This is a genomic window from Streptomyces sp. NBC_01433 (assembly GCF_026340105.1).
In the GTDB taxonomy this organism is placed as follows: domain Bacteria; phylum Actinomycetota; class Actinomycetes; order Streptomycetales; family Streptomycetaceae; genus Streptomyces.
On record NZ_JAPEPM010000003.1, the window covers coordinates 291,045 to 304,328 of the forward strand.

At 69.9% G+C, this 13,284-nt stretch carries 10 protein-coding genes; 4 read left to right on the forward strand and 6 right to left on the reverse strand.

Annotated elements, in window-relative coordinates:
- Nucleotides 1-100 precede the first annotated feature (100 nt).
- From OG413_RS38095 to OG413_RS38120, 6 genes are all read right to left on the reverse strand, one after another.
- On the reverse strand, nt 101-1,276 hold the full coding sequence (locus OG413_RS38095) for a wax ester/triacylglycerol synthase domain-containing protein (RefSeq protein ID WP_266813733.1): 1,176 nt from the start codon (nt 1,274-1,276) through the stop codon (nt 101-103).
- 41 nt (nt 1,277-1,317) lie between these two features.
- Nucleotides 1,318-2,139: a trans-aconitate 2-methyltransferase gene (locus OG413_RS38100; protein ID WP_266813734.1), complete on the reverse strand. Its 822-nt coding sequence runs from the start codon at nt 2,137-2,139 to the stop codon at nt 1,318-1,320.
- Nucleotides 2,136-4,361 (reverse strand): cytochrome P450, encoded by a 2,226-nt coding sequence (locus OG413_RS38105; protein WP_266813736.1) that lies wholly within the window; start codon nt 4,359-4,361, stop codon nt 2,136-2,138. The genes OG413_RS38100 and OG413_RS38105 overlap by 4 nt, the downstream gene beginning before the upstream one ends.
- 360 nt (nt 4,362-4,721) lie before the next feature.
- Nucleotides 4,722-5,495, reverse strand: coding sequence for a class I SAM-dependent methyltransferase (locus OG413_RS38110; protein ID WP_266813738.1), 774 nt, complete (start codon nt 5,493-5,495; stop codon nt 4,722-4,724).
- A gap of 448 nt (nt 5,496-5,943) precedes the next feature.
- On the reverse strand, nt 5,944-7,467 hold the full coding sequence (locus tag OG413_RS38115; RefSeq protein WP_266813740.1) for an alpha/beta hydrolase: 1,524 nt from the start codon (nt 7,465-7,467) through the stop codon (nt 5,944-5,946).
- A 377-nt stretch (nt 7,468-7,844) separates the two neighbouring features.
- Entirely contained in the window at nt 7,845-8,861 is a 1,017-nt protein-coding gene (locus OG413_RS38120; protein ID WP_323137999.1) for a S41 family peptidase, read from the reverse strand.
- Between the two features lie 751 nt (nt 8,862-9,612).
- Here OG413_RS38120 and OG413_RS38125 point away from each other — a divergent pair.
- The 4 genes from OG413_RS38125 to OG413_RS38140 all read left to right on the forward strand — a co-directional run bounded on the left by OG413_RS38125 (nt 9,613) and on the right by OG413_RS38140 (nt 13,239).
- The gene (locus tag OG413_RS38125) at nt 9,613-10,140 is read left to right on the forward strand and encodes a DinB family protein (RefSeq protein WP_266813741.1); all 528 of its coding nucleotides are present in this window, start codon (nt 9,613-9,615) and stop codon (nt 10,138-10,140) included.
- A 67-nt stretch (nt 10,141-10,207) separates the two neighbouring features.
- Nucleotides 10,208-11,095, forward strand: coding sequence for a DUF2268 domain-containing protein (locus tag OG413_RS38130; RefSeq protein ID WP_266813743.1), 888 nt, complete (start codon nt 10,208-10,210; stop codon nt 11,093-11,095).
- Between the two features lie 199 nt (nt 11,096-11,294).
- Nucleotides 11,295-12,143, forward strand: a complete 849-nt coding sequence (locus OG413_RS38135; protein WP_266813745.1) for a MerR family transcriptional regulator — start codon at nt 11,295-11,297, stop codon at nt 12,141-12,143.
- Between the two features lie 328 nt (nt 12,144-12,471).
- On the forward strand, nt 12,472-13,239 hold the full coding sequence (locus tag OG413_RS38140) for a hypothetical protein (protein WP_266813747.1): 768 nt from the start codon (nt 12,472-12,474) through the stop codon (nt 13,237-13,239).
- The last annotated feature ends 45 nt before the right edge of the window (nt 13,240-13,284 follow it).

Genomic DNA, 13,284 nt, shown 5'->3' on the forward strand with positions numbered 1-13,284 from the left:
CAAATGGGTCGATCGGCGATTTTCGAGCTTCCGCAGCCGCTGTACCGTCACCAGGCGTGGCTACCTCCCGGAACGAGGTGGACCCGGCCGCCGTGCGCCTTCACGCGAGGCAGTTCGCCCAGTGGTCCGGCACGGCGAGGACGGAGTTCCGGCTCGGGTCGGAGACTGCGGCGCAGCGGACGTTCTCAGGGGTTCGCGTGAAGGAGATGTAGGCCGGGAAGTTCTCGAACACGTTCAGCGTCATCGAGGCCGCACGCAGTTCGGCGCCGAACAAGGTGTGGTTCTCCGGCAGGGAAACGCTGCTGATCACGAACGGGGTCGCCTGCGGGTTCAGCATGGAACTGAAGGCCCGCACACCGAGCTTCGGCGGGACCGGGACACCCAGTGCCTTCCGCAGGGCATCGCGTTGCCGGGTGTCCCGGACTCGCGCCGTCTGCCGGCACACAAGGGAGACGGCTTCCGCGAACGATTCGATCCGGTGGGGGAACGTCAGGCGGTACACCCCGAGGCGGTTTCCCGCGTGGTGCCGTTCCTCCGGGGTTCTGGTCGACACCGCCACGCTTGCCACGATGTCGCGCCGGGATTCCGCGGGAACGCGGTCGCGCTGCCAATCGCCGAACGCCAGGCCGAGAGCGGCCAGGCTCACATCGTTGACGCTCACGCCGTAGGTGTCGGCGTAGGCCCGCAGGACCGCGACGGGCACGTCCCGGTATACGGAGCGCCCGTCCGTGTGGTGGGGAGCGGTGGAGTGCGGGGGTGACCATGCGGACCGGTGCACCAAGGAGGAGGCCATGTCCTTGAGAACGCGAGCCATGCCACGGACGCCGGGGCTTTCCGGGGGATGCGGCCGGGCGCCCTCGCCGGGCTCGTCCGGCAGCAGGGCCGTTGCCGCGTGGGTCGCGCCCACTCCGTCCAGGAAGCCGTGGTGGACCCTGAAACAGACCCGGAAGAACGCGCTCCCGGGATCTCCCGCGAGGAGCCGGACGTCCCAGAGCGGCAGTCCGCCGACGAGATCGAACGGGCTGCGGGAGACGCGGCCCGTCTCTTTGTCGATATCGCTCACGTCGGTGCCGAAGACGTTGCTTCCGAGGGCGGCGGTGCCGGTGTGGAGACGAGGAATGTGCGCCGCACGCTCCTTCACGCGCCCTACGAGCAGATCCAGGGTGGGCGGAGTTCCGCGATAGTCCATGGCCAAGGTGATGACCGGCTGGTCGCGGCCGTTGTACGAGAGATAGGTCCTGTCGAGCAGATTCGAGCCGCGGCCGGATGGCGTCAAGCCCGAGGCAGGCTCCTTCTCCCGATGCACAGGGAGACGGGTCATTTCCGTCTGCCCCAGGCGCTCACCATGGCCACGGCGGTGTCGGTGAAGCCGGGAGTGCGGTGCAGAGCGCGCATGGCCTCGATGTCCTCGTGCCGGAGAGTGCCGGCGGCGAGGTGCGCGGGAAGGGACTGCTCGAAGGTGGCCGTCCAGAAGGCGTCGGTGGCACCGCCGTCACCGATCGTTCCGGGCGTGGTCCGGGCCTGGACATCATGGAGGCCGATGCCGCGCAGTCGCTGTGGGAGGGTCTGGGCCCACCGCAGATCGGTGCCGACGGTCGTACGGAAGAGGACTTCGCCCGCCCGGGTGATCTTGCGGAGGATCGGGTGGGGTGAGGCGTCGACGGGCTGCACGGTGAGGTCCTCGACGACGAGCCAGCCACCGGGACGGACCCAGTGTGCCGCGCGTTCGAGAATCCGGTCGTGGTCCGGTAAGTGGCACAGCAGGGCGCGGGCGTGGACGAGGTCGAAGGAGGCGGCCGGGAAGTCCTCGGTGACGATGTCGTGCCGCAGGACCCGCACAGGCGCACCGGGCTGGAAGCGGAGGAAACGGATGTCGGTGTCGGTGGCGACGATGTGACCACGGGGGCGATGGGTGGCCAGCCAGGCCGCGATGGATCCGGCACCGGCCCCCAGTTCCAGGCAGACCGCGGTCTCGGGCAGGGACAGGCCGGTGAGGGCCTGGATGGTGGCGGGGTCGAACGCCGCTTCGAGCGTTCCCAGGCGCGACCGTTCGCCCGGAGTGTGATGGGCCACGTAGCTGCTGCCGTACCCGGTGGGCACGGCGGGCCGGTCGGAGGCGGCCTCGACGCGTGTGGTCACAGGGCCACGTCCAGGCGCGGGGGGCAGCGTTTGACGAAGCCGGCCGGTTCGGGGGTGAATCCGGGCGCCCACCGCAGGTCGGGGAAAGCGTCGAGCAGGATGCGCAGGCCGGTGGTCAGTTCGGCACGGACCAGGTGGGAGCCGAGGCAGAAGTGGCGGCCGGCGCCGAACGCGACGTGGGAGGAGGCCGCACTGTACTCGCGGTCGACGCTGTCGGTGCGGTGGAGGTCGAACTCGTCGGGCAGTCGGAAGCGTTCCGGGTCGCGGTTGGCCGCCCCGATCAGACAGGCGACCGTCGCTCCGGCCGGAACGCTGCCGGAAGGCAGCGCCACCGCCTCGGACGTCTGGCGCAGCACCAGTTGCATGGGCGCGTCCCGGCGCAGGGTCTCGGTGAGCGCACGATCGACGAGTGCGGGGTCGCGGCGGACGGCGTCCCGGACGCCCGGCTCGTCGAGGACGTTGACGATGAGGTTGGCCAGCCCCGCGTTGCTGGTTTCGCTGCCCGCGGTCAGCAGGATGGCGCAGCAGCCGCGGATGTACTCCTCGGACAAGGGCTGCCCGTCGACGACGGAGTCGAACATCACCGAGATGAGATCGTTGCCCGGCCGAGCGCGGCGGGCGTCCAGGTAGGGCTGGAGATAGGCGTAGAAATCGTCCCGGCTGGCCAGCCCGTAGGTGAGCAGGCCGGGGTCCTGGCGATAGTTGCCGAGATAGGAGAAACCGACCTTGGTCCAGTTGCGCAGCCGGGCGACCTGCTCGGGGGTGTCGGTGGGCAGGCCGAGGAGGCGGGCGATCACCTGGACGGGCAGGGGAGTGGTGAATTCGGTGATGAGGTCGGCGGTGTCATGGCCGCGGAGTCGCTCGACCAGCGAGGTGGCGACCTCGGTGATGGAGTCATGCATGACGGCCAGGGCCCGGCTGCGGAACTCCGGGGTGAGCAGGGCCCGGTGCGCGGTGTGCTCGCGGCCGTCCATGGACACGATGCTGTGGCCCAGGAGCGGGGTGATCTGCCAGGTGTAGTTGGCGTTGGTGAACCGCTGGTCCGTCAAAGCGGCGCGGACATCGGCGTGGCGGCTCAGCAGCCAGGTGTCGGTCGGCTCGTCATAGGCGATGGGGAAGTCGGTGCGCAGCTGTTCGTACAGCGGATACGGGTCCCTCTCGAACTGCCGGGACTTCAGCGTCGGCGTCGCCTCCCCGGTGTGTACGGACCCGTGACCGTCCTGCGCGGGGTTGCCGGACCGGAGGTGGTAGCGGGAGGTGGTGCGGTGCCAGTCCACGCAGGCCGTCATCACCTGCTCCAACCGGTCGGCCGCCCGCGCCACGTCCGGACGGTCGGCCTCCAGGAGGTCCTCGTGCCCGAGGTGGCGCCGCTTGACGGCGGTGAAGTCGCTCACCGCCGTCGCGAGCATCTCGTGTGCGGCGTCCACCGCCGCCTGCGGAGCCAGGCTCCGTTCCCGCGCGAGGACCGTCACCAGGTTGAACCGCTCGCCGAGGACGACGTCCTTCGCCACGGAATGGATGTCGTTCGTCCACGACACGACGTCGGCCGCCCGGTCCCGCAGTACTGGCCAGCAGCCCTGCCCGCACGGGTCGGCCGGCAGCACCACGCCGTCGGCGGCTTCGATCAAGTCGAAGAACAGCGGCGCACCGAACGTGTGCCGACGGATGCGTACGTACTCGTCGGACCCGATGTCGGCCGCAGTCTCCCGCATCCGCACCAGATCACGCTGGGCGTCGAGATGGTGCAGGAGATGCCCGCGAAGCCGCTCCAGCCACGCCCCGTCGGCCAGGCGGCCCGTGCGCGGCCACAGGTCGTCGGTGAGCACGGTCAGCATCGGGTCGTGAACGCCGGCCTGGCCCTCCTGCCCGCGGGTGATCGCGTCCACCGCGGCGGAGAACCGGTCGAGGGCGCCGTCCTCCGCCCACGGGCCGTCATCGACGCGGTCGTCGAGGACCACCGCCCACAGGAACCAGTCCATCAGTACGGTCGCTCCGGCCCGGGGAGCCGCCCCGGTCAGCGCCACCCCCAGCCCCAGCAGCGACGTCTCGGCCAGCCGCGCCCCGCCCCGTGGGCCGATCAGCCCGAAGTCCTCTCCCCACCGGATGGCGTGCGCCCGCAGCGCCTCACTGTCAGGCCGCTCACCTGGTGTGCCGAAGGGCAGGCGCACTCGGGGGATGGCGAACGACTCGGAGCCGATGAGGCTCGGAGGAGAGACGGGCACCACGTTGTCTCCTTGCGGGGCGGACGGGCACGAGCGGCCGCGCGGAGACACGGCCGCCCCGCACAACCGAGCACCGGGCAGTCGGGACACGGCTCCGCAAGCAGCGACCCGCTACAACACGTCAAGATCACCTGATCGAGTCATGCCCGGCCCGGGATGTGCGGGTCTTCCGTCCGTACATCCGGGCCGCTTTCGGTCGGCCCGCTTGCGGGCATCAGGGCGAAACTGTCCCGGAAACGTCGCTCTCCGGTTCATTCCTGCGACGGGCCCGCCCACTGCTCCGTTCGGCCGTACCCCGTTCTCGCCACGTGCCTGTCTGCGACATCCGGGGCGGCAGGGGAGCGAGTTCGAGACGGCTCGTCACGCCGTGCGCCTCGCCGTGATCAGCTCATGCAGATAACGCTTGGTGACACTGCCTCCATGGCGACGGTCGGTCAAGTCCCCGATGCAGCTCAGCAAACCCTCGCGAGCGGATGCCTCCAGGGCGCGATGCCCGGAATAGGTCAGCGGCAGATCGAGGTAGGCAGACGTGGAGTAGGTGATCTCCTGCGCGTACCGGTGCACCTCGACCGGACCGAACTCGGAGGAACGGCCCGCCTCGCGCGTATCGAAGTTACCGCGGCCCCGTCCGACAAGCAGGCCGGCCGACGTGGCAGGGTCCCGGCGTTCGTAGCAACGCTGGGCCTGCGCGAAGAGGTCGCCGCTGCCTCCCGCCACATGATGGGTGGTGACGAGGGCGAGCATTCCGTCCGGGCGCAGCGCGGCAGCCGCCTTGGCCACGCGCACGACTGGATCGATCCAGTGGAAGGCCGTCGCGCTCACCACCAGATCGAACGGATCCTGCGGCAGGTCCCACCGCTCGAAGGCGCAAACGTCCACGTGAGCACGAGGGAACGGCCGAAGGTTGCGCCGAGCCACGGCCGCGAGCGCGGGGACCAGCTCAACAGCTGTGATCCAGCAGCCCAATCCGGCCAACGGCACGGTCAACTGACCGGTTCCGGTTCCCACTTCGAGCACCCTGCCGGTCGAGGACAGCCCGGATCGCGAGACCAACTCCCCGACCAGTGCGGCCGGATAGCCAGGGCGGGCCCGGTCGTACAGCTCCGCGGCCTCATCGAAGGTGTCACGCGGCACGGTTCCCCGCCTTCCGTAGCCCTGTGGGTACGGAGCCACTCTCGCCACTCCGGAGGAGGACTCGCCACCACCTTGGCCGGATCTCACGGGAAGGCGCCACGTCGCGTGCGACCTGACGGCCCGCTCGTCCGTCCTGCCCGAATCCACATTCTCACATTGCACTGTTCAAATAAACATCAATGTGTTAGAAATGAGTCGTGGGTGTCGCCGGTCGTCTGGACCTGACGCCAGTGACCGGTGCAGGTCTCCGCCCCGCCTTCCGGGGCGGAGACCTCCCCACGCCCGATGCCGCCGAAATGACCGCCATGCACGGAGACTTGGACGCGTGTGACCGCAAGGAACTGGTGCACGGGTGCACGACGCCGGTGACCGGTAGGTGCGGCAGCAGAAGGCGGGTAGAGGAGGCGTACGGCGTATCCGGTGCGCCGCAGCTTCCGGCCTTCTCGGCTCATCCCTTGAGGCTGGTCAGGTAGGTGTCGATCACCCGCATCGCTTCCTCCGGGGCGCCCCTGCGGTAGAGCCAGTGGCCCACGATGTCCATCGTGAACAGGGACGCCTTCGGGAAGGCGTTCGTCATGCGGTGCGCACCCGCCGGCGGGGTCGCCAGATCATGACTGGCATTGACCACGAGCACGGGCGGGAGTTCGCCATCCGCCTGGGCGGGCCGGGGCTTCGGAGGCATGGTCCAGCCCTGGCAGCCGAGGACGAGGTCCAGGGCCTGGGTGTTGTGACGGACGTGCGGGGCGGCCTTCGCGACCCGCTCGCGGATGGCCCGGTACTGGGCGTGGTCGCGGATCCGGAAGTCGTAGTCCCGGCACAGCACCAGCTGCGCGGCGAGGTCGGCGCCGCCGCTGGTCCAGCGGATCTCGCCCCTTCCGGTGTGCAGGGCGGCCAGCTGCCGCGCCGTCCCCTCCGGGTTCCATCCGCGGAGTTCGCCGGTGAGGAAGTCGGACAGCCGATCGGCGTCGACCTTTGTCCGTGTCGGTCCCTCCGGGCCCGGCTCGCGGAGCGTGCCCGCGTCGGCGCGGGCGAACAGCTGGTCGGTGACGGCCGTGAGGTCTTGGCCCTTCAGCGCGCAGGCCGCGTCCTTCGTGCACCAGGCCGCCAGCTTCTTCAGGGTGCTGTTGAGAGTGACACTGCCGTCGGTGAGGTAGCGCTCGGCGTCCGGCCGGTCGGGGTCCATCGCGCTGTCGAGGGCCAGCGCGCGCAGGTTCCCCGGGAACAGGCGTGCGTAACGCTCGCCGAGGAACGTGCCGTAGGAGTGGCCGAGGAAGCTGATCCGGCGTTCGCCGAGGGCGGCGCGGATCGCGTCCATGTCGCGGGCCACGCTCTCGCCGTCCATGTGGGCGGCGAGCGGGCCCGTCCGCTTGAGGCAGCTGTCCGCCAGTCGGCCGTTCAGGGCGCGCAGCCGCTCGAACCCGGCCGCGTCGCGGGGGCGGGCCGGGACCGGGCCGTCGACCTTCTCGTCGCAACGGGCGCCCTGGCTGCGGCCGATACCGCGCGGGTCGAAGCCGATCATGTCGAAGCGCTGGAGCATGGCCGGGGAGTAGCCCCCGATGGGGTCGTCCGCGTACAGCGCGTCATCGGCTCCGGGCGCCCCGGGGCCGCCCGGATTCGACATCAGGACACCGATCCGCCGCGCGGGGTCGGTGGCGCGGTAGCGGGCGACGAAGATGCCGATCTTCGGGCCCGTCGGCTTCGACCAGTCGAGTGGCACCTTGACCGTCGCGCACTGTGCCTTCGGGCTGGGATCGGGGTAGGGCGGCTCGGACTTGGGGCAGGGGCCCCAACTGATGCGCGGGACAGGGGCGGTGGCGTCGGCCGGTTCCTGGGCGGCGGCGGCTGTGCCGGGTGCGGACAGGGCGGCCGAGGCGGCCAGGGCGGCCGAGGCGGACAGGGCCAGGAGTATGGAAAGTACCCCTCGTCTCAGGTTCGGGTTCGGGGCTGTGTTCACACGCATGCTCGTGTTCATGCGCGTCACTGTTCCGGCCCCGCATGATGGCGCCTTGATGAGCACATGGTGGGGACGTAACAGGACGACCCTTCACCGGACCGGCAAGGGGCCGCCCTGAACCGACTGTGCTTCAGGGTGTGTTGAGTGCCGGTGTCGGGTGTGGGCGGCCTACGTCATCACCGGTCAAAGCACCGGCCGCCGGTGGCCGGTGGTCATCGCGTGTGTGCTCGGCCTGGGACCGCATCACCCTGCGCCAACCTCCAGCGATGTACGTGCGACGCGCGGCGAGTTGCAGTCCGCGGGACCGAGACCGCCGCCCGGGTCGGCGAGACCCGATCGCAGGCGTCGGTCAGGGCTTGTCGGGCAATGGTCTCGTGGGTTGCGTGGTCGGGAGGTCAGGGCGTCCGGCAGGCCTTTTGGGTCTTCAGCCAGTCCGTGGCGGCTTCGAGGGCCTGGTCGTCTCCGCGTGTTTCCGGGACCTCCACGTCGGGTGTGATGGGCCCGTTGTACAGGTGCCCGGTCCGGTCGGCTTCGCGTGCCACGGTCAGGATGACCAACGCGCCGTCGGACAGACGATGGGGCGCGTTCGCGGTGGGGACACCGGCCGTCGCCTTTCCGAACGTACGGGTGTCGGGGCGCCCCCGGAACGCGATGGCCACGGCCTCTGCGGCGCTCGCGGTCCTGCGGCTGGTCAGGACAGCCACCGGCGGCGCCGGCCGGGCGAGAGGTTCGGCCGGGCCCCAGTCGTCCGTGTGCTGACGGGGGGTGCCGTTCTCGATCGTCCACGGGGTCTTCTCGCCGTCCGCGTGGACAGCTGCGCCAACTATGCCGTCCCCGAGTATCGGCCCCACGGAGGCGAGCGGCCCCCACATGTCCCCGCCGCTGTTGTGCCGCAGGTCGACAACCCAGCCACAGGCCCCTTGGCCGTCCATCCTGCCCACGGTGGAGCGTGCCGAGCGGACGTACGGCGCGGCCACACTGTCGGACGGGACCGGGGGCAGCATCAGATAGCCGATACCGCCGGGCAGTCGGCGCCCTTCGGGGAGCATCAGGTCGTCAGCCGGTGCGTTGAGGGCTTGGGAGGCTTCTTCCGGGTCGAAGAAGGTGCTGTGCCGGTCGCCCAGGTCCCGCAGCGCCTGCCGGATCGGCGCGTACGTCTCGGCAGGCGTCCGCGCACTCCCCGCGCGCGTGAAGGCGTCCCGGCGGACCTTCGGCCAGTCCACGTCCGCTGTGACCAGGGAGTGTTTCTCCATCACGTCCAGGGCGGAGGCGAGATAGGTCCTGGCCTTCGGCGCCATCCCGCCGCCCGGCTCGGTTCCGCTCCCGCCGGCGCACCCCACCGTCGTCAGCAGAACCGACACCAGGGCCACTTCCGCGAACCCGGGCTTCCAGGGCCTCGTCGACGTCCTCATCGCACACACTCCTGCTCCGGCCATGGCCACGGCGGCACCGAGAGATCATCTACTCGCAGGACACCCCGCATCCTAACGACGAACTCCGACGTCACGCCCTGGGATGACCTCATGCTCAAAGTGATCCTTCGCTTGCTTCACTTCATGTGTGAAGTTGACGTGGGGGCATGGAAGAACCTCGGGAAGCTCCTCAGGCGCCGCGCCGCGCCGCGCTGGCTCGGCTCGGACGAGCAGCAGCAGTGGTACGCGTTCGCCCATGTGCTGCCCCTGCTGCCGTCTGCCCTGAAGGCCCGGATGGAGCGCGATGCGAACATGGGCCACGTCGACTACGTGGTGCTGTCCGATGGCGCCGGAGTGCACGCTGTGGATGAGCGAGGCGGCCCGGTTCACCGCCAGTACCCTCTCCCGGCTGTCCAACACGGTCGGCCGCCACGAGAACCGCGGGTGAGTGCGCCGCTATCCGGATCCGTCCCACGGGCGCTCCACCTCGGCCACCCTCACCGATACCGGATTTCCCTACCGCTCCCCGGACGCGATCGCTCTGGACCACTGGGATCTGTACGCCGGACGGGACCGGAGACCAGGTTCTTCGACACCTCCGTGCCGCCGCAGCCAAGACACCTCAGCCGCGTCGCAACCGACGCCCGCCACCGCGCCGACCGCGCAGCGGTCGAAGAACGCCGGATCCGGCCTTGCCGCGCTGCCGTCAAGCCTGCTTGAACCCTCCTGAGCGGCGGTGCAGGGTGGATCCATGACATGGACAGCACCGCCGGTCGAGCGCAGCGAACAGTTGGGCGATCTGGGTACCGTAACCGAGCGTCAGATGCTGGAGGGTTGGCTGAGCTGGCACCGGGAAACGTTGCTGGCCAAGTGTGCCGGGCTTGAGCCGGCCCAGTTGGCGCGGACGGCCGTAGAGCCATCGAACCTCACCCTCCTCGGCTTGGTCCGGCACATGGCGGAGGTGGAGCGATGGTGGTTCCGGCGAAGCTTCGCAGGTGAGGCTGTCGGCGATGTCTTCACCGGCCCGTCGGATGGCGATGAGGGACTCGACGGAGTTCACGAGGCCGATGCGAAGAGAGACTTCGCACTGTTGCGGACCGAGGTCGCGGCATGCGACGCGGCGGTGGCCGGGCACGACCTCGACGAGACCTTCATGTCCTCCCGCGGGGTTTCCCTCAGCCTGCGCTGGGTGTACGTGCTGATGATCCAGGAGTACGCCCGCCACAACGGCCACGCCGACCTCCTACGGGAGCGCACCGACGGGGCAACGGGTGACTGAGCTTCGACGCTTCGTCCCGCGCCGCGGCTTGACCCTCCTGTAACAGGAGGCCCTACGGTCCCAGGCCATGAAGATTGTTGTTCATGACACAGCGTCCGCCATGTTCGATCTGCTGCATCGACCGTTGGAGGAGCGGCCCGACGCCCTGCGGGAATTGCTCAGTCAGCTGCAGAGCGCCATGTCCGCGGTGGGTGATCTGGACATGGTCCAGATGCATCGGATGGGCAGTGGCTTCCGGATCGATCGTGAGGACCCGCGCTATCTGACAGCCCTGAGTCAGATGCGGGACGCGGAGGTCTGGAACCAGATCGAGAACTGCCTCACCGCGGCGTGGGAGCGACTGAGCGGTGAGGTGCCCGGAATCAGGACCGCCGAGACCGTGCACGTCGTCCTGGTGCTCGGCGACCCCGACGACGACCTCCTGAGGGTCCGCAACGCAGGTTACTTCGGCATGGGCGGTATCCCGGGGGCGATCCAGCTGACGATGTGGCCCACCGAGACCAGTCTGGCGAAGATCGGCTACGCCGCCGCACACGAGCTCCACCACAACGTGCGTTACGCCAATGTCGTCTGGAACCCGTTGACGGTCACGGTCGGCGAGCAGGTCGTGGCCGAAGGGCTGGCCGAGGCGTTCGTCCGGGAACTGGCGGGCGAGCAGGCCATGGGGCCCTGGGCGACGGCGCTGTCCGGTGCGGAACTGGACGACGTCCACGAGAAGCTCTCGGCCGGGATCGATGTGGCCGGGATGCAGAACCTGCCCGCGTACGTGTACGGCGATGCCACCGCACGGAGCATGGGACAGCAGCCCGTCGGACTGCCTGACTTCGCCGGGTACGCGGGCGGCCTGCGCATCGTGGACGCCCACCTGGCGGCCTCCGGTCTGACGGCTGCCCGGAGCACCGCGCTGCCGGCACGCGACATCCTCACGAACGCGGGCGTGCCGACCGGCGCGTGACCCGTTCGGCCGGACCGTGCGGCGAGGCGGAGGCGAACGACCGGTGCACTGCGGGTATCGCAGCGACCGGAACACGGAAGGGCACCACACCGTGATTCGAGAGAGGAGCAGCACGTTGAACCACTCGCCACATTGCGGCCGCTTCGGGAGTGCGGGTCCCGGAAGTCCGGGCATCGGCGAGGTGAGCGACACTGAGCCGATGACGAGCGATGCCCGCGAGCACGAGCCGACCTTCACTGGGGAGGGCGCCGAACCGCTCGGTCCCGACGGGCTTACCGTCGGCCGAGCGGCTGCGCTCGTCGGCGTCAGTGTGAAGACGCTGCACCACTGGGACGCGATCGGCCTCGTGCGTCCCAGCGGGCGCACTTGGGCCGGGTACCGGGTGTACTCGGGCGACGACATCGCCCGCATCCACCGCGTCCTTGTCTACCGGGAGCTCGGGTCTCCGCTCGCCGGGATCGGCCGGGTCCTCGACGACCCTGACGCCGATGCGCGCGAGCACCTGCGTCGGCAGCGGTCACAGCTCGTGGAACGTATCGCCCGCCTGCAGAAGATGGTCGGCGCGGTCGATCGCGTGATGGAGGCATCGAAACCCGGGATGAGACTGACCCCGGAGGAACAGGTCGAGATCTTCGGTGCCGACTGGCAGCCCGCCTGGGCCGAGCAGGCCGAGGCACGATGGGGCGACAGCGCACAGTGGACGCAGTACGCCGAGCGGGCCGCCGGGACGACGCCGCAGGACTGGAAGACGGTCGCGGCAGCCACCGATGCCCTGAACGCCGACCTCGCCACTGCGAAGTACGCCGGTGTCGCACCCGGATCCGACGAAGCGAACGCCCTCGCGGAGCGGCACCGCGCCTTGATCTCGGGGCACTTCGACTGCACGCACTCGATGCAGGCGTGCATGGGCCGGATGTACGTCAGCGATGCCGGGTATGCCGATGCCTACGAGGCACTCGCGCCGGGCCTCACCGTCTGGCTGCGCGACGTGATCTTCGCGAACGCCGCAGCCCACGGCGTCGACCCGGAGTCCGCGAAGTGGGTGTGACCGCGGAGCCCGGCAGTCCTCGCAAGGGTCCCTTTGCCCGGAGCGGGATCAGGAATGGTCCGGGGCTGAAGCCGCGGCGTGTGGGGTGAAACCGAGGTGTAGCCGGGCTGAAGCCGGGTGCGGCCAAGCTCTGCCGCATGACCTCACGACGGGGCTCCACCCCGGAACACCGGCCCGGTGCACCGCCGGCCATCGCCGTCGGCAGGACAGCCACCGTCCACATCCTCTCCACCTCGAACCCCACAGGTGGCGTCCGGTCGAGGAAGCGGCTCTCCCATGCCCCCGCCGGCCCCTCCCCACTCCGTACGCGGGCGAAAGGCAGACCGTCATGACCACCGTCCATCTCACCCCCGAGCAGGTCCAGAGCACGGTCGACGGTTACGCCGAACTCCGCGAGCGCCCCGAACTGCCCCATGTCGTCCTCCCTGGCCTCCGGACCCCCGTCCGGCTCGTCACCAGGTACGCCGACGTCAAGCCGCTCTCACGGAGCCGCGGCTCGTCCGCGACCGCAGGGCGATCACGAGCGAACGCGAAGAGGCGGACCCGCAGGACGAGTTGGCGGGAGGCCGCCTCCGCCGGCCTGCCCGCCGAGTACGTGAAGTACTTCGCCGGACATCTCGCCCTCTTCGACGGCGAGGAGCACGCTCGCCGCCGCGCCCCGCTCACCAAGGCTTTCACCGCCCGCAGGATCGCCGCCCTGCGCGAGTTCGTCGAGCGCACCGCCGACGGGCTGCTGGGCGCGGCGGAACGGAACGGCGGCCGTACGGATCTGCTGGGGGAGTTCGCGTATCCCCTCAGCACCCAAGTCATCTGCGAACTGGTCGGTGTCGACGAACGGGACCGCGACCAGGTCTGCGCGTGGATCCGCGACTTCGCGTGCGGCGACGGAAGCCGTGCGGGCAAGGCACTGGCCGGGATCGTGGAGTACTGCAAGGAACTCATCGCCCGTCGCAGGGCCGCCCCAGCCGAGGATCTGATCTCCGCCCTCGTCGAAGGAGCCCGGAAGAGCGAGGACCCGCTCAGCGACGACGAGCTGGTCGGCATCGTTTTCCTGCTCATCGACACGGGGATCGCCCCCACGGCTTCCACCTGCTGAGCCTGCCGGTCAGGCTGTGAGCGAGCCCCTTCGCCCTGTCCGCTC